Consider the following 26,999-nt stretch of genomic DNA (forward strand, 5'->3'; position numbering starts at 1 on the left):
TGCAAATTGCTTCTATCCGGCGGCAGACTGCGCTTCTTCCTTGCTCGCCCATGGGCAAATGCCTATGGGAAGCGTGAACACAAAGCAGCTCCCTTGATGTCTGCCTTCACTTTCCACCCAAATTCTACCCCCATGCAACTCTACCAAACGCTTCGCCAGGGGAAGACCCAAGCCCGTACCCGGCGTCTTGCCGGAAAGGCCTGCACTGACCTGGTAAAAATCGTCAAATACCCGCTTCTTGTCGTCTCCTTCGATGCCGATTCCCGAATCCCGCACAAACACTTCAATCCATCCCGGATTATCGTCCTGATCCTGGGAACCCCCCCCGTCCGCAGGATCATGGATCACCCTGGCGCCCACGCAGATGGCGCCGTTGTCCGGGGTGAATTTTGCGGCATTGGATAACAGATTGAAAAGGATCTGTTTTAATTTGGTGTGGTCTGCCAGTATGGCCATTTCCTTGATTTCGTCCGAGACGTCCACGGTGATGTCTATTCCGTGTTTGAAGGCCTTTTCCCGGATGAGATGCAAACTGCTTTCCAGGATAAAGGAAATCAGCAGAGGCTCCACCTCCAGCTTCATTTCCCCGGACTCCACCCTGGAAAGGTCCAGGATGTCGTTGATCAAATCCAAAAGGTGCTTGCCCGACTCCAAAATATCGTTGACGTACTGCTTTTGCTTGGTATTGAGACCGCCGAAATACTCTTCCTGCAATACCTGGGAAAAGCCCAAAATGGCGTTTAAGGGCGTACGCAACTCGTGGCTCACGCTGGAAAGAAAATCGCTTTTGGCCCGCTTGGCGTGCTCCAGGGCCAGGCGAAGCCGATGCACGCGTTGGCTTTGCTCCTCCTCCCTTTCCTGCAGCTTTTTATATTGATGAGTCATCTTGGCCACCGCCTGGGCGCTGAATACGGCGTCAGCCAACTTTTCACAATCCTTTTCCAGGGACTCAATAACCTCACGGGGGATGGACGCGCCTTTTTCCGTTCGCAAGTGTAAGACGCCCAACGCGCCGAATTCCCTGGCTACTAGCGGAATGGAAAGATCTCCGTGATCGGAAATCCCGCCCTGGGCGTTAAGATGGTCCGAATCGTCCAGGCCAAAGGCATAGGCGCCGGGCTTGCCGGTTTGAAAAGCCAGGCCGCACAAACACGTCCCCACTTTCACCTGGTCGCCGCAGGGGGGAGGATTGTCATCCATCCCGGTTCGCGCGGCCAGATTTAAAACCTGCTCTTTGGCGTCCAGCAAAAACAAGCTCCCGCCGCGAGTGGCGATCGAAGCGTATTTTTTCAGGACGCCGTCCAACCCTTCCCGGACAATGGAGTCCACATCCGTTATCCGCAGGATCTCGCAGGTATGCTGAAGCCCAAGATTCCTGGCTAACTGCCCGGCGGCCCTTCCTTTTCCCGCCCTGGAAAGCCCGCCGGCATGGCCGGAATTGTTGGCTGTTTTTTCAGGATCTGTTTCCATTACACCCGTACGAAAAGAGGATTGCCCGCCATGTATACATCAGGCAGGGTTGCCGAAATCTTCAGGCCGCCGGGAAAATCCGCGTCGGCAGGCGGCTCGGATCGATATCTGTGAAATGAATCACTCTTATATTAACACAGTTCTGAAAATAATCTGTGAAATGCGTTACCGTCACAATATGACCTATTTCACAATAGCCAAAAAAACTAGGTGTAAGGCAGCTCGGCCATCTCCACCAGCTTGCTCGGGCTCGTGTCCGGATGCTTGCGTTTGATGGACAGAATTTCCTCTTTGGCGGAAAAGAATGCGTCCACAACCACTGGATCGAACCGCAGGCTTCTGCCTTCGGCGATAATGGCGAAGGAGTCCTCTACGGATATGGGCTCCTTATAGGGCCTCCGCGAAGTCAGGGCGTCAAAGACGTCCGCCACGGCGCTGATTCTGCCCACAAGGGGGATCTGTCTTTCGCACAACCCGTTGGGATAGCCGGCGCCGTCCCATCTTTCATGGTGCGTCATGGCAATGACCTCGGCCAGCTTGATAAATCCCACGTCCGAACCCTGAAGGATTTGGGCGCCGATAACCGTATGGCGCTTCATGATCTCCCATTCTTCAGGCTCCAAACGCCGGGGCTTTAAAAGAATCCGGTCCGGAATGCCGATTTTTCCAATGTCGTGCATGGGGGCTGCGTACAGGATGGATTCCAGGATTTTCTGCCCCAGGCCGATTTCCCTGGCAATGGCCACGCTGTACTGGCTCATGCGCTGAATGTGGTCGCCGGTGTGCTCGTCCTTGTATTCAGCAGCCCGGCTGAGGCGGTGAATGGTGTCCAGGGAGGCGTCCTTGACCCTTTCATAGGCCAGTTCCAACTCCCTGGTCCGCTTGGCGATCTCGGTTTCCAGGTCCCTTTGGTACGACCGCATATGGTCGTTATAGGCCTTGATTTTCAGGGAATTGGCGACCCGGGCCTTTAGTTCCAGCTTGTCCACGGGCTTGGTGAGAAAATCGTCTGCGCCCGCGTCCAGGGCTTTTACCCGGTCGTCCACCTCTTTGAGGGCGGTGACCATGATGATGGGGATGATGCGGGTGTCTTCGTTGGCTTTGAGGCGGCGAGCCACCTCAAAGCCGTTGACGCCGGGCATCATAATATCCAATAAGACCACGTCGGGAGGCGTTTCCCGAACAATATCCAACGCTTCTTCACCGCTGTGCGCTTTGAAAAACTCATAGCCCATAGGCAAAAGCATGGCTTCCATGAGACGGAGGTTTCTTTCCTCGTCGTCGACGGCCAATACCCTGGGTTTTATCGGCATGCTCTATTCTCCCTTGGCTTCAACCTATGCTCGGACAGTTCCGGACGGCAAAAACGCATACCCGCAGAGCCTTGTAACTCCGTCATTTACATTCTAAAAGGAGTCCTGATGGACGAATTCGCTTATTTCCTTGCGCTTGGGAGCGCCCGAATCCTTGGCGATATGCCCCATGGGAACCATGGCCACCAGCTCCATGCCGTCGGGCAGATTCACGATCTTGCCCGCAGCGTCCTGGTCGAACAGACCCACAACCACCGTGCCCAGGCCAAGGCTTCTGGCCGTCAGGCAAAGGCTTTGGGTTGCAATGCCCAGATCAAACAGCATCCAGTCTCCGAACTTGGTCGTGACCTGATCCTTGTAAAAACCGGAGGAGTTTTTCTTGCCGCAAACCACCAGAACGAGGGGCGCTTCCACCATGGCCTTGGATGCAGGATTGCCCTTGCCCAAGGTGGCCGCCAGCTTTTCCTTGATCTCAGGCTTCTTGACCACCACAATTTCCCAAACCTGCGTGTTGGCCCAGGAAGGAGACCATTGCACAGACTCCAGCACCTGCTGCAGCATGGATTCATCCACTTCCTTGTCCAGATACCGACGTACGCTTCTTCTTTCCTTGATGAGCTTCAGCATTTCCGACATAATACACCCCCGTAATCACAAACCTCAAAAGCGGTTTTAAGGATTGCGCAGTCTGAGTTGAGGGCCGGAACAACAGCTGTATTTGGTTCCGACTCCTATTATCAATAAAAATGGAGATGGGCGATTTGTCAAGGCATCCGTGCCGCAATGCCGACCCAACCGCCCGTCTCTTGTACCCTTTCAACGGAAAAACGGCAAGCGTCCAGTGCTTCCAGCACCAGATCCTTTTTCTCCGCCATGATTCCCGAAGCAATAAAAATGGAGCCCGGCGCCATAATCTGGGGAAGTCCGGGAATAAGCATCACGTTGGCTTCCGCCGTGATGTTGGCCGCAACCATGTCAAAGGCGCCTTCCACAATTCCCGCCAGAAGATCCCCCAGCCACAACCCGAAATCACTGTCCGGAACCCGGTTGCATGTTAGGTTCTTGGCGGCCGCCTCCAGGGCGTCCATGTCGTTGTCGCAGCCATAAACCTTGCGGGCGCCCAGCTTATACGCCCCTATCATGAGAATGCCTGATCCCGTACCCACGTCCAGAAACCGTTCCGGCGCCTTTTTAAGGCATTCCGTTTCGATCATTTCCAGGCACACGGCCGTGGTCGGATGGGTCCCCGTGCCAAAGGCCATGCCCGGATCCAACTCGATGAGCATGCGCTTTTCCGGGTTTTCGTAGTCCTCCCAACTGGGCTTGATGACCAGGGACTTGCCGATTTCAATGGGGTGAAAATGGGCCTTCCACGCTGTCTCCCAGGGCTGGTCGTCCTGCTCCGAAAAGCTGACGGAGAAATCCGTCAGGACCGATCCCTTGAGATCTTCCAGAGCCCCGGTCAAATCCGCCTTGCGCCCTTCGAACAAATCGTCCAAGGGCAAAAAGGCCGTGACGCTGTGCTCCTTGCTGTCCGGAATGCTGGATCCCGAGCCGTCCTGGACCATGCCGGTTTCGCCGGGCGTCGTCATTTCCAAGCCTTCCGCGCCGTGCTCCATGACCAGATAGGAGACCATTTCCTGGGCCAGTTCCGGCTCAGCGGCTTCAAATACGATTTTTATTTCCATCCATTGCATAGAATATTACCTGCGATTGTGTTTGGCGACGCCGGTAACCAGGGCCGCCGGCTCCACGGTCCCGGAGCCGAACCGGTCCCATATGCCGTCCAGGGCCTGGTTCAGCTTCTTTTTTCTCTCCGATGCCGTGGGATCGTCAAATAAGCCGGGCTGCCAGGCCTGGCCGGGCGTTACCAACTGGGACAGGGTCACGCCCAGTAGGCGGACCGGTTTGCTGCCGACCAGGGTCTTTTGTAGCAGTTTTTTGGCGTGTGTGTAAATCTCTCCGGGATCGTCCGTGGGAGATTCCAGGGTGACGGACCGGGTGATCTGGACAAAGTCAGCGTATTTTACCTTGATGTTAACAGTCCGGCCTGTGGCTTCTTCCTTGCGCATGCGCCTTGCCACCCTTTCGGAAAGGAACAGCATCCACTTATAGGCCTCTTCCAGAGTGTAGACGTTATGGTCAAAGGTGATCTCCCGTCCGATGGATTTGGCGGCGCCCGGCGGCTCCACGGGGCGGTCGTCCATACCCCGGGCGAAGGCGTAAACCAGCTCCCCGTTTTTGCCGAAATTGGCGGAAAGCATTGCTTTGGTCAGTTTTCTGACGTCGTGGATCGTCTTCACGCCCAGGCTGCGCAATTTGTCTCGGGAAGCCGGACCCACGCCCCACAGCCTTGAGATGGGCAGGGGATCCAAAAATTCCTGGGTCTTATCCGCGGGCACGACCAGCAGGCCGTTGGGCTTGCACAGATCCGAGGCGATCTTGGCGACCAGCTTGTTCTTGGCGACCCCGGCGGAAGCCGTAATGCCCAGGGACGATTCTATCTGCTTGCGGATATTGGCGGCGATTTCCTCCCCGGACCCGAAAAGCCGTTTGGAGGAGGTGACGTCCATGAACGCCTCATCCAGGGAGATGGGCTCCACAAGCGGCGTGTATTGGTGGAAGATTTCAAAAACCTTGCGGGAAATCTCCTGGTAGCGGGCCCTCCTCACAGGCAGGAAAACCCCGCGCGGACAGAGCTTCCTGGCCGTGACAATGGGCATGGCCGACCGCACGCCAAGGGCCCTGGCCTCGTAGGAGGCGGAGCACACCACGCCGCGATTGCTCGCCCCTCCCACAATCACGCATTGGCCCCTTAAATCCGGGTTATCCAAGAGCTCCACGGAGGCGTAAAACGCGTCCATGTCTACGTGGATAATCAGGTTTTCCGTCATGAAGGTCTCTCCAGCCTTGAATTCTCCCAACAATATTAATCTTTTGGAAGGCAAGGTCAATTGCTTTGACAAAAAGGGGGTTTTAAAATAGTCCTTGAAAAGATGTTGCACCCCAAAGTCAATGCAAGGAGGTTTATATCATGTATTTCAACGCACCTGGAAAAGAAAACACAAAAGCGACTCTGGAAGCAGCTTATAAACGCGCTCAGGAATTGGGCGTCAACGAAATCGTCCTGGCCTCCAGCAAGGGCGACACCGCCTACGCAGCCCTGGAAATCTGCAAGGGCATGAAGATCACGGCGGTCACCTACCACTGCGGGTTCACCACCCCCTTTGTGTCCGTGATGAAAGAGGAAATCAAGCAGGACCTGGAAAGCAAAGGCGTCCGGGTGATTTCCGCAACCCACGCCCTGTCCGGCGTGGAGCGCTCCCTCATGAACAAATACAACGGCGGCCTGTGCCCTGTGCTGATCATGGCCGACACCCTCAAGCTCTTCGGCCAGGGCCCCAAGGTGGCTGTGGAAGTCAGCATCATGGCCGCCGACGGCGGCGCGCTCACGGGCGCGGACATCATTGCCGTGGGCGGCTCGGGGCGCGGCGCGGATTCGGCTTTGGTGATCAAGCCCGCCGGCCAGTCCCATGTCTTTGATATGAAAATCCGCGAGATCATCTGCAAACCCAGGGAATTCTAATAGGGCGATTTGTAGTTGCGAGGTCTCCTCGGTTGTTGTAATTGCGGGGGGTCCCCGCTCGTAATCGCGAGGTTTCCGCGCCGGCAATCAACCGCATGCCATTTGTAGCGGCAGGCCCCCGTGCCTGCCCAAGGCGCGCTCTGCGCGTCTTGAAAAAGCGCCGAAAGATCTCCTTGCCCCGTAGCCGCTGGGCTTGCCCTGCCAGTAGTCGCTGGGTTTGCCCTGCCAGTAGTCGCTGGGCTTGCCCTGCCAGTAGCCGCTGGGCTTGCCCTGCCAGTAGCCGCTGGGCTTGCCCTGCCAGTAGCCGCTGGGCTTGCCCTGCCAGTAGCCGCTGGGCCTGCCCTGCCAGTAGTCGCGAGGTTTCCTATCCTGTAGTTGCAGGGTCTCCTCGCATTGTGCGCGGTCTCCGCGCCGGCAATCCACCAAATTCAATTTGCAGGGGCGGGGCTTGCTACGCCTGTCATAACGCCAATGTTATTCCGGCTGAAGGATCGAAAATGGAAATGCATGCTGTTCCGTTCCGGAATTCGAACTTATCCGTATGCCAGCGGTTGCCTGAACTGCGGGCTGGTTTTCTGCCCGTCCGATCCCAAGGCCATGAGCGGCTACTTTCAACGATGCCCCATAGCCGGGCGCCCGGACCAGCAGGCGGGTGATTATGATCCGATAGAAAAATGCCATATTTGCGGAGGCGACAAGGTTGAGCCCGGCCTCTTGAAAGGCAGAAGCAACCATCTTAAAAATGGAGCTTTTTTATACGGCCGCTACTTCAGCCCCGGCCATTTGAAGGAAAAAATGACCTTTCCAACAGGTGTGGAGACGGTTGGCGCCATATTGGTCTGCCGGGACTGCGGAACGATTTTCCTGGAAGTGCATCCATTTAAGCTGGTTGCGTTCATAAAAACGAAATGCGAGCCGGATTACGCGGCGTCTGTTTTAAAAGAATCGCCGCCTCCGCCCCTGAAATGATGGGGGCCAAGTTGTTATTAGCCGCTTATGCTGATCTAACGGAAAATGCACTTTTTTGAAAAAGACGATTGACAAACCCGGCTAAGGCTGGTACTCACCACCTTCGCACGGGGGAGGTCAAACCCGGCGCAACAAGGGCCGTTAGCTCAACTAGGCAGAGCAGCTGACTCTTAATCAGAAGGTTGAAGGTTCGATTCCTTCACGGCCCACTTTAAAAAAATAATAGGTTACGTCATTTGCGGCGTAACTTTTTTTTTGTTCGGTAAGCTCCCGGCAAGCGTCGGGCATAAAAAAGGCGTTGGAATTGCTTCCAACGCCTTTTTTGCCGTTTCATGGCGGGCTTTTATCAAGGACCGAGCCGAAGGCAAGGGCGCGCCCGCCTGTCTACTTCCAGGGGGGCGCCCCTCCTTAAAGCCCTGCTGCTTTTTGCAATGCAAAGCAAGCCTCTTCCGTTCCGATCCGGTTGTCGTTATTGACGTCCGCGTCGGCGAATACAGGCTCCCCAGGCACATTGCCGCTTGCTATCTGAAGGGCGATCACTGCGTCCGCCATATCCACGGAGTTATTGTGGTCAATATCCCCGGGCGCGGCGGCCGCGTTCCTTCTGGTGAATTGCGAGATATTCAGGACGGCGACATGGGCCTCGGTCCCAAAGCCGCACAGCGCAAACACCAGATCGCCGGACATCTCAATTTCGCCGATGCGGCTGTCCGAGACCTCGTCGATGTCGGCCAGCCATTCAGGAGCGGCGGGATCGCCCATGTCCAGAATGTTGACGTTGTTGTCTATCAGGACGGAAGCCAGCGGGGTTTCCATGGCAAGTCCTTCGACGAATCCCGGGAAGCCCCCCACGACTTGCGGCGCGGCTGGCGTTGATACGTCAAATGCCTTGAGAACGCCGTCGGCTCCGTCCCGCACTCCCAGATACAGCAAATTTCCGGATACGTCCATGGAAGGAGGCCAAATAAGCTCCACGACCACTTCTCCGATTTTTAGGGGTGCTGCGGGATTGGAAACGTCGATGATATGCACGGCGCTGCCCCACAGGGTTGTGTAAACGCGGCCGCCGGAGACGATAACGCTCCCCAGGCCTCCCACCCCCTCGTTGTCGTAGGTCCCCTTATACACCGGGGCGGCGGGATCGGAAATGTCCACCACCTGCAGATTGCCGGGGCTGTCGGCAAAGGCCAGAACGGACTCCCCTATGTCAAACCCCTGAATCCACCCCTCGCCGCTGGCGTATGTTCCCGCGCCTTGAGGGTTGTGCGGGTCGCTCACGTCGATAAAATGAAAAACTCCGTCCCCGTTGGCTACGCAGGCCAGATCCCCGTTTACGGAGATGCCGTAAATCGACTGAAAATCCCCATCGTAAGATCCGGCGGGAACCGGGTTTTCAGGGTCCGCCGTATTAAAGACCATCAAAGCGCCTTCAATGCCGTCGATCAGGTAGAGATAATCTTCCGAGACCGCCATGGCTTCGATCCCGCCGTCCAGGGAAATCCGGGACTCAACCATCAGGTATTCCTTGAGGTTGGACAGACCGTCTTTGTCTGCGTCCAATAGGGCGTCGTCAACGGCGGGATCGAATCCCGAATCCCTTTCCCACTTGTCGGGCATGCCGTCGCCGTCGGAATCCTGGCTGTCCGGGCGCGTGCCAATGCGGAACTCCAGAAAATCGTTAAGCCCGTCGTTGTCATAATCTCCCTCGCCGTCCCGCGGCGTTCCGCCGAAATACAGGATTTCCCAACTGTCGTCCATCCAGTCTCCGTCCGCGTCCGATTCCGTGGGGCCAAGCGCCAGGACCGGCGCCGGTTCGTATTCGGCTGTCTTGGTTCCGGTCCCAAGTTGGCCGCATTGATTGGTTCCCCATGCCCACAGGGATCCGTCGGATTTTTGGGCGATGCAGAAATTCGCCCCGGCGTCCACGGCGATCCAGTCCTTGGCCTCGCCCACGGGGACGGGAATGTTTTCAGGGGCGTATTGTATGCCTGAGGGCTGGAAATGGGATAAGGAGCCCCAGGACCACAGGGAGTTGTCTCCGCCGATGGCCGCCGTTGAGGCGCTGCCGCAGGATGCGGCCAGCCAGATGTCGTAGGGGGCGATCTGGGTTGCAGACCATCTTTTCAGGGAGGTTTCTCCGTCGCCGATTTGGCCGCTGTAATTATCCCCCCACAGGTACAGGGCTCCGCCGGGGGTCAAGGACGCATTGGTGGTATTTCCGGCGTCAATGAACTGGTGTCCGTAAGTTAGCGCTTTCCATTCATACTCCGTGCCTTGGGAAGGGGTCAGGGCCTCCTGGGCTGTTGTCGTTCCCAACTGTCCGTAATAGTTGTTCCCCCAGGTCCAGACGGATCCGTCCGTCTTTAAGGCCGCTCCATGGGTGGACCCTGAAGCGGCCCACAGCCAGTCGTTGTCCGTCCCGACCTGCACCGGGGCCGCTTGGTTTTCCTTGGACCCTATGCCCAGTTGCCCGCCGTTGTTCAACCCCCATGCCCAAAGGGTTCCGTCCGTCTTGACCGCCAGGACATGGTTAGAGCCCGCTCCAATGGAAGCCCAGTCCGCACTGGCGCCCACCCGGACTGGGGCCTGCCTGTTTTCCGCATCGCCAACCCCCAATTGTCCGTAATAGTTTTGCCCCCACGCCCACAACGAGCCGTCGGTCTTTATCGCCATACTGAAATAATTGCCGGCGGCGACAACGTGCCAATCAGAATCCTCGCCGATTCGGACGGGTTTGGCCCGGTTCTCCGTGGACCCGTCTCCCAACTGGCCTGCGCTGTTTGCGCCCCATGCCCAAAGGCCTCCGTCAGGTGTAATGGCCAGGGCGTGCTCGGCGCCGGCGGCGAAAGACGCGGAGGGGGATTTCGTCTGCAGAGCCCCGGAAGTGCAGCTGGTTACTCCCGGGCCTCTGGAGCGCCAAAGCGTATGCTTGATAATGGAGGCGGCGCCGCTGGTGTGAACAAGCGACCACAGGGAATGATCGTGGGTGAAAATTTGCCCCCTGACTTTGCTTGGCGCCTTCACGGACCGCCACGTAACCCCGTCCTCCGAAGTCCAGGCCTCAAACGACTTATACGGGTCAACGTGGCTGGTTCCGCCTAAAAGCCACAAACGGCCGTCCAGGGACGCCAGCCCGGCGCCGTACCGGGCGTCCCACGCGGGGGCGTCGGTCTCCAGGGTCCAGTTGGCGCCGTCGGGGGAGCTCCATACGTCCCGGTAGGTCGTCCAGCCGGATTGAGAATCATAAAGGTCGCCGCCCATAATCCAGAGCTTGTCCTCGAAAACCGCTGCGCTCATGCCAGTGGGGTATCTTAACGGCCAGGGCGCCGAAGCCATGGCCTGGGTCCAGGAAATTCCGTCAGAGGAGGACCACACGTCATTTTTGGCTTCGTATGCTCCGGTTTGTTCGTTATAAACATAGCCGCCCACCAGCCACAATTTGCCGCCCATGGATAAAAGGCGGCCGTTCCTGCGCTGTCCGAAAGGCGCATTATCCGTAGCGCGGGACCAGTACAGGCCGTTGTCCGAAACCCACACATCCGCATGCCGGGCCGTCACTAACCCGGGGTTTTCAGGGTCTTCGGTCCATCCTCCGGCCAGCCACAAACGGTCGTTATGGACTGCAAGGGAAAAGGCGGTTCTGGGCGCCCAGAGAGGCTGGCTGGCTTCCCGGGTCCATTGCAGGCCGTTTTTGGACGTCCAGGCTTCGTGCACGGCCTTAACGGCGCCGGAGACTTCTTCGGTTTCGTATCTGGCCAGCGCCACAATGCGGTTGCGGAAGGAAATGGCGTGGGTGAAATAGTACCAGTCATCCGTCTCGGCGGCGTCGCCGAGATCATCCGCCATTTTCTCCCAGTCCACCCCAAGCTGCATGGGTGGAGGGGAAGGCGATTCCGGAGGCGCGTCCTGAGGGTAATCCGCCGGATCGGCCGGGTCCGTCCCCGCCTCAACTTCTTCCAGGTCCGTAAAACCGTCATCGTCCGTGTCCGCAGACAGGGGGCTGCTTCCTACGGCCTGTTCCTGGGCGTTGGTAAGTCCGTCTCCGTCATTGTCCCCGGCGCCGTCGAAATCCTGGTCCGGGTCCAGGCCGTAAAAGGTTTCCCAGTCGTCCCCGCAGCCGTCTCCGTCCGTATCCTCCGTCACATAGACGGTTACGGTTAAGGTGTATTCGCCGGCCACGGAAAAGGTTACTGTCTGGGTTCCCGTCTGGTTGTACGGCCCCGGGTGAAAGGAGGCCAGCCCCTGCGCGTCGCTGCTGCGGACAACCTCGCCCTGGAGGATGGCTTGGTCGTAATCCTGGGAGATGGGCGCGCCTGCAACAGGGGCGCCTTCCGAATCCGTCACCCGGACCACCAGGGGCGTTGCTATGGTCCGGCCCACGGGAATGGTGTAGCTGGAAGGGGACACGCGTTGAATGACAAGCTCTCCGTAGCCGCCCGCGAGCTTGGCCGCAATCCAATCTGCGGCGTTTGGTATGCCCTGGCGGATCTGGTCGAGAGTCAGGTATCCAAAAGGCTCCAGATAGGGGCGGCTATGGTATTTTAAAAAACGCACGGACGTGAATTCATCCACCAGAGGTTGATTTTCCGGCAGAATCACAAAACTCTCGCCTGCATTGAACCCATGGCCCACGTTGTACAGCGGCGGGCGCAGTTCGTGATGGGCGAAGGTCAGGTTGTCGGTGACGGACCAGATTTCCTCCGTCAACTGGGCGAATCGCCTCCATGCCGTCTGGCCCAGGGATTGGATGTAATCCACATGGGGAGCGATTTGCGTTTCTACATCCGGCGGGTTGGAGTGGTAATACACGGTGTCCACGTGCTGCCACATATAATTGTCCAGGATTTCCAGAGAGTCGAAAAGGTATCCGTAATCCCCCGCTCCTAAAAACACGTCATCATCCCCGAACTTGTAATCGAGCATTTCCTGCGCCGCCGCCTGTTTGCCTGCAATGGCGTCGTTAAAGGCAAGCATCCGGTTGATGGAAAAGGCCAGGGCGTCCGCTTGATTGCCTATTTCCGTGGCCTGGTCGCCGGCCTCGTCCGCCTCAAAAGCAAATTGCTCCACTTCCCGCTCAAAATATTGGATAATGGCTTCGGTCTCCAGAATGGATATGCCGTCCTCGGCCAGGTACACCCGGGCGGACAATCCCGTCACATCAGCATCCGAGACCGTGAATTTTTCGTCAAATTCCACCGTGGGAACCGTGTCCGCATGATTCTCCATGAATTGCCGGTATGCATCGGCCTTGCCTTGAAGCACGGACAAATTCCAGGCCAGGGATTCGATCTCGCTTTGCGCGGAGGCCGCAGCGCCCGCAAAGCGGTTGGCCTCGCTGCGAATGGCGTTGAGGTTTTCCAGCATGATGTTCTGGCTCTGGCGCGGCAGCACAAACACTTGATAGGGTTGGCGGGGGTCCGTAGTGGACAGCAGGTCTTCCCATTCCCGGTAGCTCATGCTGGCCCGGGCGGCCTGGGACGCTTTTGAATAGGTTGCCACAAGGCTGGAAAGGCGTGAAGGATAATCAATGACCACCTCGTGCCAGTCCGCGGCCAGGGCGCCGGTTTGCGAGGGCGCCACGGCCGGACCGGTTGCAGCGGCCAGCGCCGTTTGGTATTCGGTCTTCCATGCTCTGGGGTCAGTCCAGGTCAACTTCAGTTCCTCTGGAATGGGGTCATGACTGGAGCAGTCCGACAGAGCTACAGGCGATCCATAGGATATGGCCATGTAGTCCGTCAGGATGGATATCAATTCCTGACGCCACTCCTCCCCCAAAACGTTCAACTGTTGGATATTGTTTTCCCGAGGGGTTGTCAGGCTTTCTTCCCAGGCGTCATACCAGTCATTGAAATCATTCCAGGCCTGGGTGTCGTCCGCGGTGGGCGTCAATGCATTATAAGCGGCCTGGGCCTCGGCGTATAATTCGCTGATGATTGTCTCGCCGCTCTCCCAGGGAAGCTCGGCTCCGTCCAGGCCGTCTTCAACCACGGCAAGCTCTATACTGTATGGCGAACCGTCAAAGGTCGCCTGCTGCGCGGGGGGGAGAGGCATGGACAGGCCGCGCTGGATGCTGTCCAGCGCCATGGGCATGGCCGCCTCGATGCGCTCCACCTCCGGGACCAGAACATTGATTCCCTGGCGTATGGTGCGCAATTCGCGAAAGAGCTTCACGACATTGTTCTTCAAGGTGATCAACCGGTTCAGGAGTTGACCGGAAGCCTCCAGCCTGGTGAAATTCACCTGGATGTTGGCCGCGTCCTCCTCCACCTGGGCCTGAAGGTCAATCAGGTTCTTTGGCGCCATTAAAGGGTTGTCCTTGACGGTGTCTACAATGCCCTTGCTCAGGTTGACCATGCCGGTGAGAATGGAAAACAACGTCTGGAGTTTTTTCAGCCCAAGTTGTAGCCTGGCTTCGTCAATTTCTCCCAATAACTGCTTGTATTGAGCCCTGCTGTCATCCATCCTGTCCTGGTAGTAGGAAACTTTAAGCTCGTCGGGAAGGGGATTCAGGCTGATGGGCGTGTATGTTGGATTGGACTTGCGTTCGTCCCAAATATAATAGGCCCAGCTTGAGGCCCTTTCCAGGTTGCGGGCGGTGGCCGCCAATTGCTCCTTGGCCTGGACGTAGCTTCCGGACTGCACTGCAGACGTCGCTTGAGCCATGAGGTTATTGATATTGTCTACGCTTCCATCAATCCCGGTCCAATTGTCAGCGGATAGGGGCGAGGTCCAGAACAAAAGGATAAGCATCGCCAAGGATGTAAAAGACCTCTGGCCAATCTTTAAAACTCCAAATTTCATAAAACCACCTTTCCGGATCATGCCTAAAGTGCTAAAATGAAGCTATATATCATTGTACTGGCAAAAAGCCTGTCAAAGGCGCAGCCTTGGCGCCGACGGGAACACCGCCTAAGAAAATTTCCGGCTCAATGTTTGGAATGAATATGGTTGATGAAAAACAGCGCTCTTCAATACCCTCATTTTATACAAAGGTCAAACAAAATGGCCGCGGGCCGCACCGCTCCCACGCAGTGAGCGCGCAAACCTCGGGACGCGCCAATCTTAGGGCTTAACCTGGCTTTTGGGCGCGTGCGTAATCACGCACCCTGCGCGTACCGCCTGTTCCAAAAAATTTGCCATGGCGCTTTTCTTCACGATTTGATAACAGCATAAAAATAACCCCCACTATCCAGCAAGGAGGAGTGACCATGGATATTCAATCAGTGAAAGTCGCATACTTTTCCCCCACGGGAACCTCTAAAACAGTCGCCCAAGCGGTCGCCCAGGGCATTGGCCTGAATAATGTGCAGCAAATCGACATCACGCAGCCCGGCGCCAGGAAGCAGCCCTTGAAGGTCGCCTCCAACGACTTGCTGGTGGCCGCCGTGCCCGTCTACGCAGGCAGGGTTCCGGGCCTTTTAATGGGGTGGCTGCAGTCCATTGAGGCGGATAACACTCCCTGCGTGTGCTTGGCCGTATACGGCAACCGGGAGTTTGACGACGCCTTGCTGGAACTGAAGGAAACCCTGGAAAAGCAAGGTTGCAAAGCAGTGGCGGGCGCCGGTTATATCGGGGAGCATTCCTTTTCGGCGGAAGACACGCCCATTGCGGTTTCCCGCCCTGATGAGAACGACCTGAAGCACGCCCGGGCCTTTGGCGCTAAAATCAAGGAAAAGCTGGATTCCCTGGCTTCCGCGGATCAGATTCCCGCCCTGGAAGTTCCGGGAAACCATCCCTACAAAGAGATGGGCGGAGGAATATCCGCCGATTTTATCGAGGTAAGCGAAGCCTGCACCCAATGCGGCATCTGTGAGGATCTTTGCCCGACCAACGCCATTGACTACGAAAACGACGTTATGGTGGACGTGGACTCTTGCATCCGCTGCTGCGCCTGCATCAAGGGCTGCCCGGAAAACGCCCGGAGCATGAAAGCCAGCAAGGTCAAGGAAATCGCCAAGTGGCTCTCCGACAACTGTAAGGAGCCCAAGCAGCCGGTGAACTTCCTTTAATAAGCCCCAACCAAGACGATCAAACAAGAACCCCCTCGCCGCTTTTCGGCGAAGGGGTTCTTTGATGAACGACATTGAATTCAATTAATGATGGCGGCCTGACGTCACACCTCCGCTCCCGCTAAAAATCCCTGGTGGATGGCTTCCATGGCCCGGCCGATGGCCTTGGCGTCGCCCACCACCTTAAAAGGAACGCCTTTTTCCTCCAGCCAGGCGCCGAGCGGATTATGGCATTGCGACCCGGCAGCCAGCACAATGGTGTCGGCGGAGATGTCCTTTTTTCCGTCCGGGGTTTGCACCTTAAGCCCGTTTTCCGTGACAGCCAGGGCTTTTGTCCGGGTGCGTAGCTGAATGCCTGCGGTCTTCACGTCCTCCATCATGGCCCACCGGGTGGACTTGCCGAAGTCTCTGCCCACGGCGTCCTCCATCTCCAGGACGATGACCTGCTTGGTTCCCTTGGTAGCCAGATCGTAGAGGTCTTCCACCGGTTCGGCCTGATGCACCAGCAGGAACTTGAGCACTTCCGGCGACAAGGTTCCTTTTTCCGCCAGGAAGAGGGCGGTTTCGATTCCCACGGCGCCGCCGCCTACAATGACCACCCGGCGGCCGGTGCGGGCCTTGCCGGCCAGGACGTCCCAGGCCTGAACCACGTCCGCCTCTTCAATGCCTTCGATGGGCAGGAGCATGGGCGTCGCCCCGGACGCTATGATGACTTCATCGGGCGCTTCCTGCTCGATCAAGGGCTGATCTACGGTTGTTTCCAGGTAAATGCTCGCTCCATGGATTTCCGCCTGCCGGGCGAGGTCTGCAGCCAGTTCGATGAACTCCTCCCGTCCTGGAGGCGCGCCGGCCAAAAGAAGCTGTCCGCCCAGCACGCCGGATTGTTCGTACAGAGAAACCTTGTGGCCCCGGCGCGCGGCTGCGGCCGCCGCCGAAAGTCCGGCCGGGCCTCCCCCGACAACCATGATCTTCTTAGGCGCCGCCGCAGGCTGCAGGCAGCGGGATTCTTCGTAGCCCGCCTGGGGGTTGCACAGGCATTCCACAGGGGCCAGGGCCGCCACGTGGTCGAAACATCCCTGGGCGCAGGCGATGCAGTGGACGATATCCCCGTCTTTTCCCGTGCGGGCCTTCTCCGGCAGATAGGGATCGGCGATGAGGGCGCGGCCCATGGCGACCATGTCGCACATGCTGTCGGAAAGCATGTTCCGGGCGGTCTCCGGATCGTTAATGCGGTGGCTGGCGATCACGGGCACGTCCACGGATTCCTTGATGCCCCGGGAAAGGTAGGCGAAGGCGCCCCTGGGCACTTCCGCCAGAATTTGGGGCACCCTGGCTTCGTGCCAGCCCACGTTGACGCAAAGCCCGTCCACGCCTTGTTCCACCAACCGGCGGGCGAAAAGGATCAATTGGTCGCGGCGCAGCCCTCCGGGCATGAACTCGTTGCCGTTGATGCGGAACATCAGGGGATAGTCCGGTCCCACGGCGGCTTTGACGGCCCGGGCCACTTCCAGGCCGAAGCGCATGCGGTTTTCAAAGGCGCCGCCGTACTCGTCGGAGCGCTGGTTCGTGACTTTGGAGAGAAACTCGCTGATCAAATAGCCTGTGCCTGCCAGGATTTCCACGCCGTTGTAACCGGCCTCCACGCCGCGCAACGCCGCCGAGGCAAAGTCCTTGACCGTCTGCTTAATCTCGCCGAACTCCAGTTCCCGGGGCGTTTCCCTGGTCAGGCGGGAGGGCGCGGCCGAGGGCGCCACGGGCTGTTTGCCGCCCAAAAGCATGGAGTGGTTGTACCTGCCTGCATGATTAAGCTGCAGGATGGCCCTGGCGCCGTTCTCGCGGATGGCGCCGGAAAGTCTTTTCAGGCCCGGAATGAAGTCGTCGGAGTGGGCGCCCAGGCAGCCGGGGTTCCCCGCCAGTTCATTGACCGTGGAATACCCCACGGCGATCATGCCGGCGCCGCCTTTGGCCCTTTCGGCGTAAAAGGCGATCATCCGGTCCTGGGGGATGAAATCCGTCGCCATATTCAAGTGCATGGCCGGAAGGTAAATCCTGTTTTTCACGTCCATGCCGTTAATGGTAATTGGTTCAAACAAAGGGTCTTTCATGTCGCCTCCTGGGTCAGGTGCTCAAAAGGTTGTAGAAAGCGGGGGGAATGCTTGCATAGGATTTATTATAGGGCGCCTTCCGTGTCAATCTTTAGCTGGCGTTCAAGAAGTTGAGATTTTGGGCCGGCCGTGGTAAATAATCCCCACGGCTTTGCGCCGGGCCAAGGCGGGTTTCTGCTCGGGGATTCAAGGCCGTAAACAGCGTTTATCCGGGGGCTTCGGAAGTAAGTCCAAACATTTATGTAACAAACAATTGCTTGCAAGGAATTGGTTTTTGGGCTACGCTGAAATCCAAACCGTCCCTGTGGACGCGGGTCTTCCAAGACCGCCGGAATATGTTGCTTCCTGCGGCGCCTACAGACGCCCGGTTAACCAAAGTATTAATAGTGTTCTTGTATGGGTTTTCATCCGCCCGCAATACACCCGGCTTTTTTCGGGATAACGATGTTCATCCCGCATAACGGCCAAAGGCTCCTCCTCGTGTATGGGAGCCTGGCTCATTGCCAGACTTTGCAGGATATTGAGCTCTATGCCTTCTTCCCTTCATAAACGGCGCTCTCCAAAAAAGAATGAAGTCCAAAACACGCTTTCGCTGGTGCAAAGTTTGGTTTTTGGCGTGCCGTTTTTGTGCATGTTGTATCTGCAATACAGGGGAATCATCCAGGTGACCACCTGGATGGTGCTTGTCATGGCGTTCAGCCTTTTGCTGATTCTCGCCGGGTTCATGATTTTAAGCCGATTTTTCGCCAGAGTTTCCGAATTTTCCGCCATGGTTAAAAAGGCCGCCGAGGGGCAGACCACGGTCTTCGCCTACCAGGATTCGGCGGGGGAGTTGCGGGAAGTCGCCGGCGCCTTTAATGAAGTGCTGAAAAAAATGGAATCGGCCAATACAGAGTTGTCCCGGAAAGTTCAAGGCCTTTCCGTCATGAAGGAATTGCTGAACTCTGTGGATCAATGCGACAGCATGGAAAGCCTCATGAATCTCCTGCTTGAAAAATCCATGCGCCTTTCCGGAGCGGAAATCGGCTCGGTTTTTTCCTACGATCCCCACACAAAAAACCTCGTCCTCGTGCGGTATCATGGGCCGGGCGCGCCGCCTCCCCCGGATTTTCCCGTGGATGAAACCTCGCCCGTGCTTAGCCAGGTTCTTAAAACCAAGAAGAATCTGGTGGTTCGGGATATCGAGGAAGATCCCCGGGTGGAAAAGTCCAACAATCCCAAGTACGGCCCGCCGTCGTTCATCAGCATGCCGGTTTTCGCCGGCAAGTACTTCACGGGAGTGCTGAATCTGGCCGGGAAATCCGACAATCAGCCCTTTGATGAGGAAGATGAGCAATTGTTGAGCCTGGTGGTGGGCGAGATGGGCTTCGCCTTGCAAAACACCCTGCTCCAGAAACTCTACGACGCCCAGGTGCGTGAATCAGACCGGCACAAGAACCTGTATCAGGAGGAGTTGGATATCCGAAAAAGGCTGGAGTCGGAGCGGAACCAATTGTCCAGCCAGATGGTCCATGCGCAGAAAATGCAGGCCATTGGCACCCTGGCCGGGGGGATTGCCCATGATTTCAACAATTTGCTTATGGCGATCCAGGGCAACGTCTCCCTGATGCTGCTCACCTCCTCGCCCCATGAAGACAACTATGAGCGGTTGAAAAGCATTGAAAAGCAAGTTTCCAGCGGGTCCAAGCTCACCGGGCAGTTGCTGGGATTCGCCCGAAAAGGCCGCCTGGAATGGAAGCCCATCCAGTTGAACCGGATCGTCCGGGAATCCTGTGAAACCTTCGCCAGGACCAGGAAGGACGTCTCCGTCACCCTGAATCTGGCGGCCGACCTGTTTCCCGTGAGAGCGGATCAGGCGCAGATGGAGCAGGTTTTGTGGAACCTGTTCATCAATGCCTCGGACGCCATGCCTGAGGGCGGAGGCCTTTCCCTGACTACCTGCAACGTGACCCATGAGGATATTGTGGGCATGAAAAAAGCGGTCAAGGCGGGCAAATACGTGCATTTGCGCCTTACGGACACGGGAACCGGCATCCCTCCCAAGATCATGGACCGGATTTTCGAGCCCTTTTTCACCACCAAGGAAATCGGCAAGGGCACCGGGCTGGGGCTGGCCTCGGTCTACGGCGTGGTCAAGGGGCACGGCGGCTACGTCAACGCCGCTTCCGAGCTGGGATCCGGCACTACGTTTCGGGTGTATCTGCCGGCCTCCGACGCCGAAGCCCCGGCGGCGGCGCCTCCGACTCGCGATCCCATTCCCGGAACCGGCTCCATATTGCTGGTGGACGACGAAGAGTCCGTCCTCAAGGTGGGCGAAGAAATGCTTTCCAGCCTGGGGTACAAGGTCTACTCCGCAAGCTCGGGCATGCAGGCGGTGGACATGCTCAAGTCCGGCCTGGACGACATTGACGTGCTTATACTGGACCTGGTTATGCCCGGCTTGAGCGGGGTGGCCACCTATGATTTGATCAAGGAAGTCAACCCCGGCGTCAAGGTGCTTCTATCCAGCGGCTTCGACCAAAAGGACTCCTCCACGGACCTGTTGAAGCGGGGGTGTATGGGCTTTATTCAAAAGCCTTTTTCCATCAATTTTCTGTCGGAAGTGATCCACAACATCATGAAAACGGAAAAAGCCTGATCTTCCCTAATTTTTTCCCCTGTTGACAAAGTTTTAAAACCCATTAGAATGGCCGCCAAACGCCCAGGCCTGCCCACGGGTCCGGAAAGGGCGTTTATTGTTATGTGCGAAAGGAATTAACATGAGCCAAGATACCCCAAAAGCCCAACTGGAGCCTTTGCAGCTTACCATAAACAGCCGGTTTCAATTCCGTTGCGGACCGGATCTGGAATGCTTTACCAAGTGCTGCAGAGGCATTGATATTGTCCTGACCCCTTATGACATTATCCGCATGAAAAAACGCCTGGACCTGGATTCCGAGCAGTTTCTGGCCATCTACACACGGCCCGAACTCCTGGAAAAAACCGACCTGCCGGTGCCGGTGCTTAGAATGCTGGAAGACGAAGAAGGCCAGGAAGACAACCCGCCTTGTCCCTTTGTCCGCGAAGAAGGCTGCATCATCTACGAAGACCGTCCGGCTGCATGCCGGTACTACCCCTTGGGGCACGCCACCATGCGGCCCAAGGAAGGAGACGCAACCGAGGATTTCTTTTTTTTCGTCAAGGAGCCCCATTGCAAGGGCTTTGAGGTGGATAAGGAATGGACGGTCAAAGAATGGCGTAAAGACCAGGGCGTGGAGGAGCACGATGCGATCAACGAAGGCTGGAACGAGCTGGTAGTCCGCAAAAGGTCGTTTCCGCCCAACATCAAGATCACCGAGCCCGCCAAAAAGATGTTTTACATGGCCTGCTACAACCTGGACCAATTCCGCAGGTTTGTGTTTGAAAGCACCTTCCTCACCCTCCATTCCCTGGATGAGAAAACCATAGAGGCCATCAAAACCGATGACGTGGCCCTGCTTAAGGTGGGGACCGAATGGCTGAAGGGCGCCCTGTTTTCCCAGGGCTCCATGAAAGTCAGCGACGACCAGGCCCAAAAGCGCATCTTCAACAAATAAACCGGGCCGTCTGATCAAATTTTAAAACCCAAAGGCCGATTCGCTTTTAAGCGACTCGGCCTTTTTGCGCTGGGACGCGTCAAGGTCTATCCTCTACGCGGGCGCGGCAAGCGTCGCCCAATACAGGCGGAAGACTGGAAATCTTATTGATTGCGTTGCGGCCGTTTGAGCGTGCGGACGGCTATGGCCCGTTTTAGGGGGCTTCTGTGCCGGGCGGACCAGGAGGCCTGGCCTGTGTCATAGGAGAAGCACCAGGCGGACTTTTCGCCCTTATGTTCGGATGCCCAGACCGTGTATTCGGTGATTTGGATCAGAGGGCTGATGTTGTGATCGCCTACGCCTTCTTCATAAAGCGTTTCCAGCTCCTTGACGGTGGGCATGCGCCACCCGCCGTTGAATTGGGCCGCGTAGCGCGCCCAGCGCTTGGCGTCGTGCCAGTTGGCGTCGATGTCCGGAGCCGGCCACCACTCCAGGCCGGTTTTGGAGTCCAGGACGACCCTGCTTTCGTACAGGGTGAATCTGGGATCATCTTTTGCAACATCGCTTTGGGCTGAAGCCAAAGCCACGCTTGCTGCTAAGAAAATGATCGTGAGAAGCGCAAACGGCCTCATGGGTCTGATTCTCCTGCCGGATCGGGCGGAAGGGGTTAAACTCCTGCGACAAAGGCGTGAACCGTCACCACGGCCAGGACAACGTAAATAATCGCGATCATGATCCGCAGTCCGTCTTTGTCCTCAGGGTCGACGACATTCCTCCATAAGCCCTGATTCCACTCTCCTGCGTACTTCCATGCCTTAGGGGCCAGGGCGATCAAGGCCAGATCTCCCAGCCTGGCGCCGATAAACACGGCCTTGTTCAGAATAAGCATGCCGTTAAACTCGCCGGAAGCGCCCATCAGCGCCGCGGACTTGAACAGCCCTTCTCCTTCAACGGCCCCGGAAATGAGAAAGAGAAGATCAAAGGCGCCAAGGAGGGCGAGCCCGGTAATGGCCCACCGCTTGAGATTCCACGCTCCGCTGGCCATGATCAGGTACGGCAAAGACAAGATCAGGCACTTCCACAACATGGCGGGCTGGGGGCTTGCCGGCTCCAGGAAAAACCATACGCTGGATTTAAGCAAGGCGATCCAGCCGAGCGCCCAGACAAACCAGGGGAAGTCTTCATAGGAGCGCCACGCGGGCGCGAATTTAAAAGGCGGAAAATTTTTCTGGGTAGTGCCTGCCATGTTCATAACCTTATGTGTTGTTCAAGTGCAAATGTATCCATGGGAGTTAAATACCCCGTGGGCGCCGCGAAGTCAACGCCCCGAAACAGGTTTTGGCAGGGAAAGTTAAGACCGGTTATGGGAGATGGAGCCCCAAGGGGAGGCCAAAACCGGCCTCCCCTGAAACGGGCTTAGTTGACTGCGTCTTTCAGAGCTTTGCCGGGATTGAACTTGGGCACGTTGCGTGCGGGAATGTCCAAGGCCTCGCCGGTCCTGGGGTTGCGGCCTTTGCGGGCCTGCCTTTTGTCCACTTTAAAAGTTCCGAAGCCGACCAAAGTCACGGCGTCGTCCTTTTTCAGGGCGTCCGAAATGGTGGCGAATACGCAATCCACGGCGGCTTGGGCGTCTTTTTTGGTTCCTAAAATCTTGGCTACTTCTTCGATCAGGTCTGCTTTGTTCATGTAATGCTCCTTTCGTGCTGGTGTGTTATGGGGCCAAAAAAAACTACATTTTTGTTTTCGAAATTCGTGTATATGCCCGTCCTGCGCCCCTTGACGGCGTTTTCACCTTGGGACGCGCTTCTCCACAATACCGTGTAATGCCCTTGACTTGGCAGTCAGGGCGTACCTGGGTTGATCCCCCAAAATCAATTTGTGACAGTGGAAGGGCGTTCCGCCCCTGCTGCGCATAGAACCAAGTAAGGTCGACGCCTGTGTTCAGGCATCCCAACCTGCAGCGTAATACGGCTTACATCCGGTGAAAAGTAAGTTGCTTAATCCAGGGGCCGCATTTATCAGACCCAACCGGGTTTTGCAACATAAAAATTCAGAAATAACAATAGTGACGGGCTTTCCCCGTATTTTACTAACGCGCTGCCAGCTTTTTTCCGCCGTATCGCATGGGGAGAACTATAGTCACTGCACAAAGAACCAGGACAAGGCCGAAAGAGATCGCCGTCCAGGTCCAGGCGGCGTCCGAAACAGCCTTTCCGCGCAACCCGGCGTAGACCACGGAATACACCGGTCCGGACTCCAAAATAACCACCAGCCCCGTGAATAAGGCGCTGAGAATCATGAATAAAAGCCCTCCGTAGCTGGTGACCGTCTGGGCCGGGTTCTCCGATTGAAAATCAGGATAAGCCGCGCCAAGCCCCACGGCCAGCGAGACGATGCCCGGCGCCATGAACAGCAAGGTTAACGATGACATCCACATCATGAAGGGCGTGACTTGCAGCAAAATATTCGTGGCTATAATCAGGATCTGGGACATAATCGTCAAAGGAACCACATAAACGGCGAATTTGATCCAAAGCACCGTCTTAAGGGAGACCGGGCCGCTTTGCAGTATCCAAAAGGCGCTTTTTTCCTGAGACACGGCGGGAAAGGCGAAGCGGGCCGCAATGGACGTGAGTACAAAAGCCGCCAAGGCCATGTTGAGAAACGAAAAAAGGTTTTGCAGGTACACTGTTTTAATGGGCGCCTTTTCCAGCGGCAGCACCTTAAAATTGTACAGGTAGATGGCCACCAGCGCAGCGACCAGGAAGATTTGGGACCACTGGGTGGAGTCCCGCATGAAAATTTTGATTTCTTTGGCCATAATCGCCCGTTTGGGGCCTTTTATAAAGCCAAACAGCCTCCGGCCCTGGTAATGCCTCCTTTCCGGCTCGATTTGTTTGCCTGTGCGGGTGATCTGGGCTTTTGTGACCCCCCTGAAATAGACCAGCCCGGAAAAAAGAAAGGCGATAAATACAAGACCGCCCGCAGCGCTGTACGCGGTGGCGTTATGAAACAGGGCCTCGCCGTAATTCCCGTGAATCACGGAGGTCATGGAGTCGAAAGCCCACGTGGACGGAAGCCAGTCCGCCGCGGGCGTGCGCAGGCTGGCTATATACTCGGACACGGAAAACGCCGCGTCAGGGTCCACCAGCCGCTCCGGCCGGAGCATGCGTACAAGAAAATACAGGCCCACAAAAAGCCCCATTCCCACAAATATCAGCATGCCCCTCAGCCGGTTGGCAGGCAGGGCCACAACCACAGCCATTACGGCCAGGGTGGAGATTATGGACGCGGACACGCAAAAGGGAATCAGGACCAGGAGCATATTCAGGTAAAACAGGGCGCCCTGTTGATAGACGATTCCATACGAAAAAAAGGCCGGCGTGGCGTAAACCAGCACCATCCAGGACGAGTCGAACGCGGCTTCCATCCAACGCGCCAGGAAGATCTGCCTATGATCCACGGGATAGCTGAAGACCAGATGCAGGTCCCGGCTGAGATAGAGCTTGGACAGGGACGCTATGACGGAGCTGAATAAAAGCAGGGCGAAAAAGGTGAGAAAGACCATGGACAGCAGCTTTTCCGCCAAAATGTCCCCGAATTCCTCAACCCCCTGGAAATAGGTGAGAACCTCAAAAAATATCCAAAAAATCCCTATCCAGAACGCCAGCCCGAATAACGCGAACAACAAAGCCCTATACTGGCTGCTTTTGCCGTCCTCAAAATCGTTATACCGTTTCAGGCCGATTATCCGGGGCCGAATCAAGGTAGCGGTCTTGAACATGTCAGGAGGCCTCCTCGGTCAGGCGCAGGAAGACCGCCTCCAGGTCCTCCCTGTCCACCTTGGCTTGCTCCACCAAATCCTTGGTCGTGCCCGTGGCTATCACCTTGCCTTTGTGGATCACCCCCACGCGGTGGCAAATGTCCTGGGCCACCTCCAGGGTATGGGTGGAGACGAAAACCGTCATGCCTTCCCTTGCAAGCCGCTTGATCATATCCTTGACCAGGCGGATGGCTCGGGGGTCCAGCCCCACCATGGGTTCGTCCACAATCAGCACTTTGGGGTCGTGAATCAGGGCCGCGCTCATGATCAGGCGCTGGCGCATGCCGTGGGAGTAGGAGTCAATCAGTTCCCCGGCCCAGTCCCAAAGCGAAAAGGTTCTGAGGATGTTTTCGGCCTTGTCGAAAAAGCCGTTGTTGCTCATGCCGTATAGGTCGGCCGTAAAACGCAAAAACTCCATGCCCGTCAATTTACCGTACAGATAAGGCCGGTCAGGGATGAAGCCGATGCTCTGCTTGCCTTTTTCAGGCTCCTTGAGCATGTCGACTCCGTTGATTACAACGCTTCCCGAGGTGGGAGCAATCAAGCCGCCCATCATGCGGATGGTCGTGGTCTTGCCGGCGCCGTTGGGGCCGATGAATCCGAAAACCTCGCCTTCCTCGACTTTCAAACTCAGATTATCGACGGCCATGATCCTGCCGTATCTTTTCGTCAGGCCGGAAAGTTCAATCATTTTTTCTGCTCCAATACTTCAATCGTCAGACGGCCGATCAAGCCGGCCACTTCCAACTGCACGTCATATCCGCCCTGGGCGAACTGCAAATGGGCAGCGTCCACCGGGAACTGCCCCACCGTGGCGTCTCCCGTAATCCATTGTCCGTCTACATAAAAGGAGTTCCATGCGTGGTATCCGAACACGCCGTCCACGTAGTACAGGCCCATGTTCACCTGGGCGGGAACGCCCACTGCCCGGGCCAGGGCGGCCATTAACATGGCGTGCTCGCCGCAATCCCCCTTGCGGGTGCGCAGGGTTTCCAGAGCCTGGGGCATGCTCAATACAGGCGTCTTTTCCAGTTCCTCGTATCCCCACTGGATGATCTTCCTGATTATCTCCTGGGGCGGGTCATTCTCATTCACAATCGTATGAGCCAGTTCAACGATTTCGGGATGGTCCGACTGGATAAAAGAGTCCGAGCCCAAAAAGGCCGGGTCGCCCGTGTACGGAACCTCCAAACCGGGATCAGGCAGCGGCTCCACCTTGACGGTTAAAACGCCGTCTTTAAACGTCTGCCTGCCCTGATTCAGTTTCTCTGCAAAATGATCGGCGCCTGTCACTCTCACCTTGAGCATCTTCAGCTTCCGGGGCGACATCAAAGGCGTGTCCACGGGAACGGCCGCCAGGGCGAAAAGGTCGTCGCCTTTTTCAAAACTTGTCTCTTCCATGGCCAGGTCTCTGGTGGTTTTCTCCAGCCGGAGGCCCATCAAGCCCTCTTGCGCCAGCATCTCTCCGTCTTCCGATATCCAGGTGGCCTGGGTCTGGCCTATAAAGGTCATCTCCAGCTTTTTCGCGGGAACGGTCTCTCCCAGGATTGTTATGGAATCCGGGCCGATCATTTTAATTTTTACCTTGTAATTGGTCATGGTGGCCGGGTCGAATATGGGATACGCGGCCGTTTCGCCGGGCTTTAATTCCCGCAAGGCGGAAAGGCGCATCAGGCCGGCGTCAATCAGGGGAGGGCTTTCCATAGGGAATTCCATGGCTTGCTTGGATTCCCCTGCTCCGGTTTCCACTTTCAGGACGTCCCCGTCCATCCAGGCCTTGGCGTCAAAAGACCCTAAGTCGGATTTCATCCTAAAGCCCATGGACCGCAACGTCATATCCGGATTCAAGTGGGCGCCGGAGGTCAACATGGTTTTCTGGACGGTCCCCATGGCGTTGAGCTCCATATAAGCGGTCTCCTTGGCAAGCCATCCGTCATCGGTTTTAATAAAGGACGAATCCACATACCCGATCTTCTTGCCGTTCTGCAGGATGTTCATAAAGTTTCGAGACTCATCCCGAAACCCCCGTTCCACGTCCAGGAAGTTTTCAGGAACCTCGACCTCTTTGTCAAAATAGCCCACTCGAACGGAAAAAAGCACCGCAAAAATCAGTATGAAAGCCAATCCGGCGACCCACGTCCAACGATTTTTCATTTTACCTCACAGGGTT

Annotated in this window: 18 protein-coding genes and 1 tRNA gene; 6 read left to right on the forward strand and 13 right to left on the reverse strand. The window is 56.7% G+C overall.

All coding sequences use genetic code 11. The features are described from left to right. Nucleotides 1-12: 12 nt before the first annotated feature. From BUE18_RS05150 to BUE18_RS05170, 5 genes are all read right to left on the reverse strand, one after another. A complete protein-coding gene (locus tag BUE18_RS05150) occupies nt 13-1,470 on the reverse strand; it encodes a sensor histidine kinase (protein WP_073473610.1) in 1,458 nt (485 codons plus the stop codon). Nucleotides 1,471-1,676: 206 nt separating this feature from the next. After that, the gene (locus BUE18_RS05155; RefSeq protein ID WP_073473612.1) at nt 1,677-2,783 is read right to left on the reverse strand and encodes an HD domain-containing phosphohydrolase; all 1,107 of its coding nucleotides are present in this window, start codon (nt 2,781-2,783) and stop codon (nt 1,677-1,679) included. Between the two features lie 93 nt (nt 2,784-2,876). Next, complete coding sequence (locus tag BUE18_RS05160; protein WP_073473614.1) at nt 2,877-3,419, reverse strand: nitroreductase family protein; 543 nt, start codon at nt 3,417-3,419, stop codon at nt 2,877-2,879. A gap of 128 nt (nt 3,420-3,547) precedes the next feature. Then, entirely contained in the window at nt 3,548-4,480 is a 933-nt protein-coding gene (gene prmA, locus BUE18_RS05165; protein WP_073473616.1) for a 50S ribosomal protein L11 methyltransferase, read from the reverse strand. Between the two features lie 6 nt (nt 4,481-4,486). Then, nucleotides 4,487-5,677, reverse strand: a complete 1,191-nt coding sequence (locus BUE18_RS05170) for a DNA polymerase IV (protein WP_073473618.1) — start codon at nt 5,675-5,677, stop codon at nt 4,487-4,489. Nucleotides 5,678-5,817: 140 nt separating this feature from the next. Here BUE18_RS05170 and BUE18_RS05175 point away from each other — a divergent pair, with 140 nt between their 5' ends. From BUE18_RS05175 to BUE18_RS05190, 3 genes are all read left to right on the forward strand, one after another. After that, nucleotides 5,818-6,369 (forward strand): pyruvate kinase alpha/beta domain-containing protein, encoded by a 552-nt coding sequence (locus BUE18_RS05175; RefSeq protein ID WP_073473620.1) that lies wholly within the window; start codon nt 5,818-5,820, stop codon nt 6,367-6,369. 507 nt (nt 6,370-6,876) lie between these two features. Continuing rightward, nucleotides 6,877-7,338, forward strand: coding sequence for a hypothetical protein (locus BUE18_RS05185; RefSeq protein ID WP_139264616.1), 462 nt, complete (start codon nt 6,877-6,879; stop codon nt 7,336-7,338). A 135-nt stretch (nt 7,339-7,473) separates the two neighbouring features. Beyond that, a tRNA-Lys gene (locus BUE18_RS05190) sits at nt 7,474-7,547 on the forward strand. A 199-nt stretch (nt 7,548-7,746) separates the two neighbouring features. On the opposite strand, the gene BUE18_RS05195 is transcribed toward BUE18_RS05190, so the two are convergent. Next, nucleotides 7,747-14,139 carry an RCC1 domain-containing protein gene (locus BUE18_RS05195; protein ID WP_073473625.1) on the reverse strand — a complete coding sequence of 2,131 codons (6,393 nt, stop codon included), beginning with the start codon at nt 14,137-14,139 and terminating at the stop codon, nt 7,747-7,749. A 407-nt stretch (nt 14,140-14,546) separates the two neighbouring features. Here BUE18_RS05195 and BUE18_RS05200 point away from each other — a divergent pair, with 407 nt between their 5' ends. Beyond that, the gene (locus BUE18_RS05200) at nt 14,547-15,347 is read left to right on the forward strand and encodes an EFR1 family ferrodoxin (RefSeq protein ID WP_073473627.1); all 801 of its coding nucleotides are present in this window, start codon (nt 14,547-14,549) and stop codon (nt 15,345-15,347) included. Nucleotides 15,348-15,451: 104 nt separating this feature from the next. On the opposite strand, the gene BUE18_RS05205 is transcribed toward BUE18_RS05200, so the two are convergent. After that, nucleotides 15,452-17,452 carry an oxidoreductase gene (locus tag BUE18_RS05205; protein WP_073473629.1) on the reverse strand — a complete coding sequence of 667 codons (2,001 nt, stop codon included), beginning with the start codon at nt 17,450-17,452 and terminating at the stop codon, nt 15,452-15,454. Nucleotides 17,453-17,981: 529 nt separating this feature from the next. On the opposite strand from BUE18_RS05205, the gene BUE18_RS05210 reads away from it, so the two are divergent. Both BUE18_RS05210 and BUE18_RS05215 read left to right on the forward strand, forming a co-directional pair. After that, nucleotides 17,982-20,090 carry a GAF domain-containing hybrid sensor histidine kinase/response regulator gene (locus BUE18_RS05210; RefSeq protein WP_073473631.1) on the forward strand — a complete coding sequence of 703 codons (2,109 nt, stop codon included), beginning with the start codon at nt 17,982-17,984 and terminating at the stop codon, nt 20,088-20,090. A 121-nt stretch (nt 20,091-20,211) separates the two neighbouring features. Continuing rightward, the gene (locus tag BUE18_RS05215; protein WP_073473632.1) at nt 20,212-21,027 is read left to right on the forward strand and encodes a YkgJ family cysteine cluster protein; all 816 of its coding nucleotides are present in this window, start codon (nt 20,212-20,214) and stop codon (nt 21,025-21,027) included. 143 nt (nt 21,028-21,170) lie between these two features. On the opposite strand, the gene BUE18_RS05220 is transcribed toward BUE18_RS05215, so the two are convergent. From BUE18_RS05220 to BUE18_RS05245, 6 genes are all read right to left on the reverse strand, one after another. After that, a complete protein-coding gene (locus tag BUE18_RS05220; RefSeq protein WP_073473633.1) occupies nt 21,171-21,638 on the reverse strand; it encodes an Lcl domain-containing protein in 468 nt (155 codons plus the stop codon). 35 nt (nt 21,639-21,673) lie between these two features. After that, entirely contained in the window at nt 21,674-22,252 is a 579-nt protein-coding gene (locus tag BUE18_RS05225) for a hypothetical protein (protein WP_139264617.1), read from the reverse strand. A gap of 170 nt (nt 22,253-22,422) precedes the next feature. After that, complete coding sequence (locus tag BUE18_RS05230) at nt 22,423-22,692, reverse strand: HU family DNA-binding protein (protein WP_073473637.1); 270 nt, start codon at nt 22,690-22,692, stop codon at nt 22,423-22,425. Between the two features lie 403 nt (nt 22,693-23,095). Further along, nucleotides 23,096-24,790: a putative ABC transporter permease subunit gene (locus BUE18_RS05235; protein ID WP_073473639.1), complete on the reverse strand. Its 1,695-nt coding sequence runs from the start codon at nt 24,788-24,790 to the stop codon at nt 23,096-23,098. A 1-nt stretch (nt 24,791) separates the two neighbouring features. After that, nucleotides 24,792-25,520: an ABC transporter ATP-binding protein gene (locus tag BUE18_RS05240; RefSeq protein WP_073473641.1), complete on the reverse strand. Its 729-nt coding sequence runs from the start codon at nt 25,518-25,520 to the stop codon at nt 24,792-24,794. Further along, complete coding sequence (locus tag BUE18_RS05245) at nt 25,517-26,983, reverse strand: transglutaminase-like domain-containing protein (RefSeq protein ID WP_073473643.1); 1,467 nt, start codon at nt 26,981-26,983, stop codon at nt 25,517-25,519. The genes BUE18_RS05240 and BUE18_RS05245 overlap by 4 nt, the downstream gene beginning before the upstream one ends. Between the last annotated feature and the right edge of the window lie 16 nt (nt 26,984-26,999).

The sequence above is a fragment of the Desulfatibacillum alkenivorans DSM 16219 genome (genome assembly GCF_900142135.1).
Taxonomy (GTDB): domain Bacteria; phylum Desulfobacterota; class Desulfobacteria; order Desulfobacterales; family Desulfatibacillaceae; genus Desulfatibacillum; species Desulfatibacillum alkenivorans.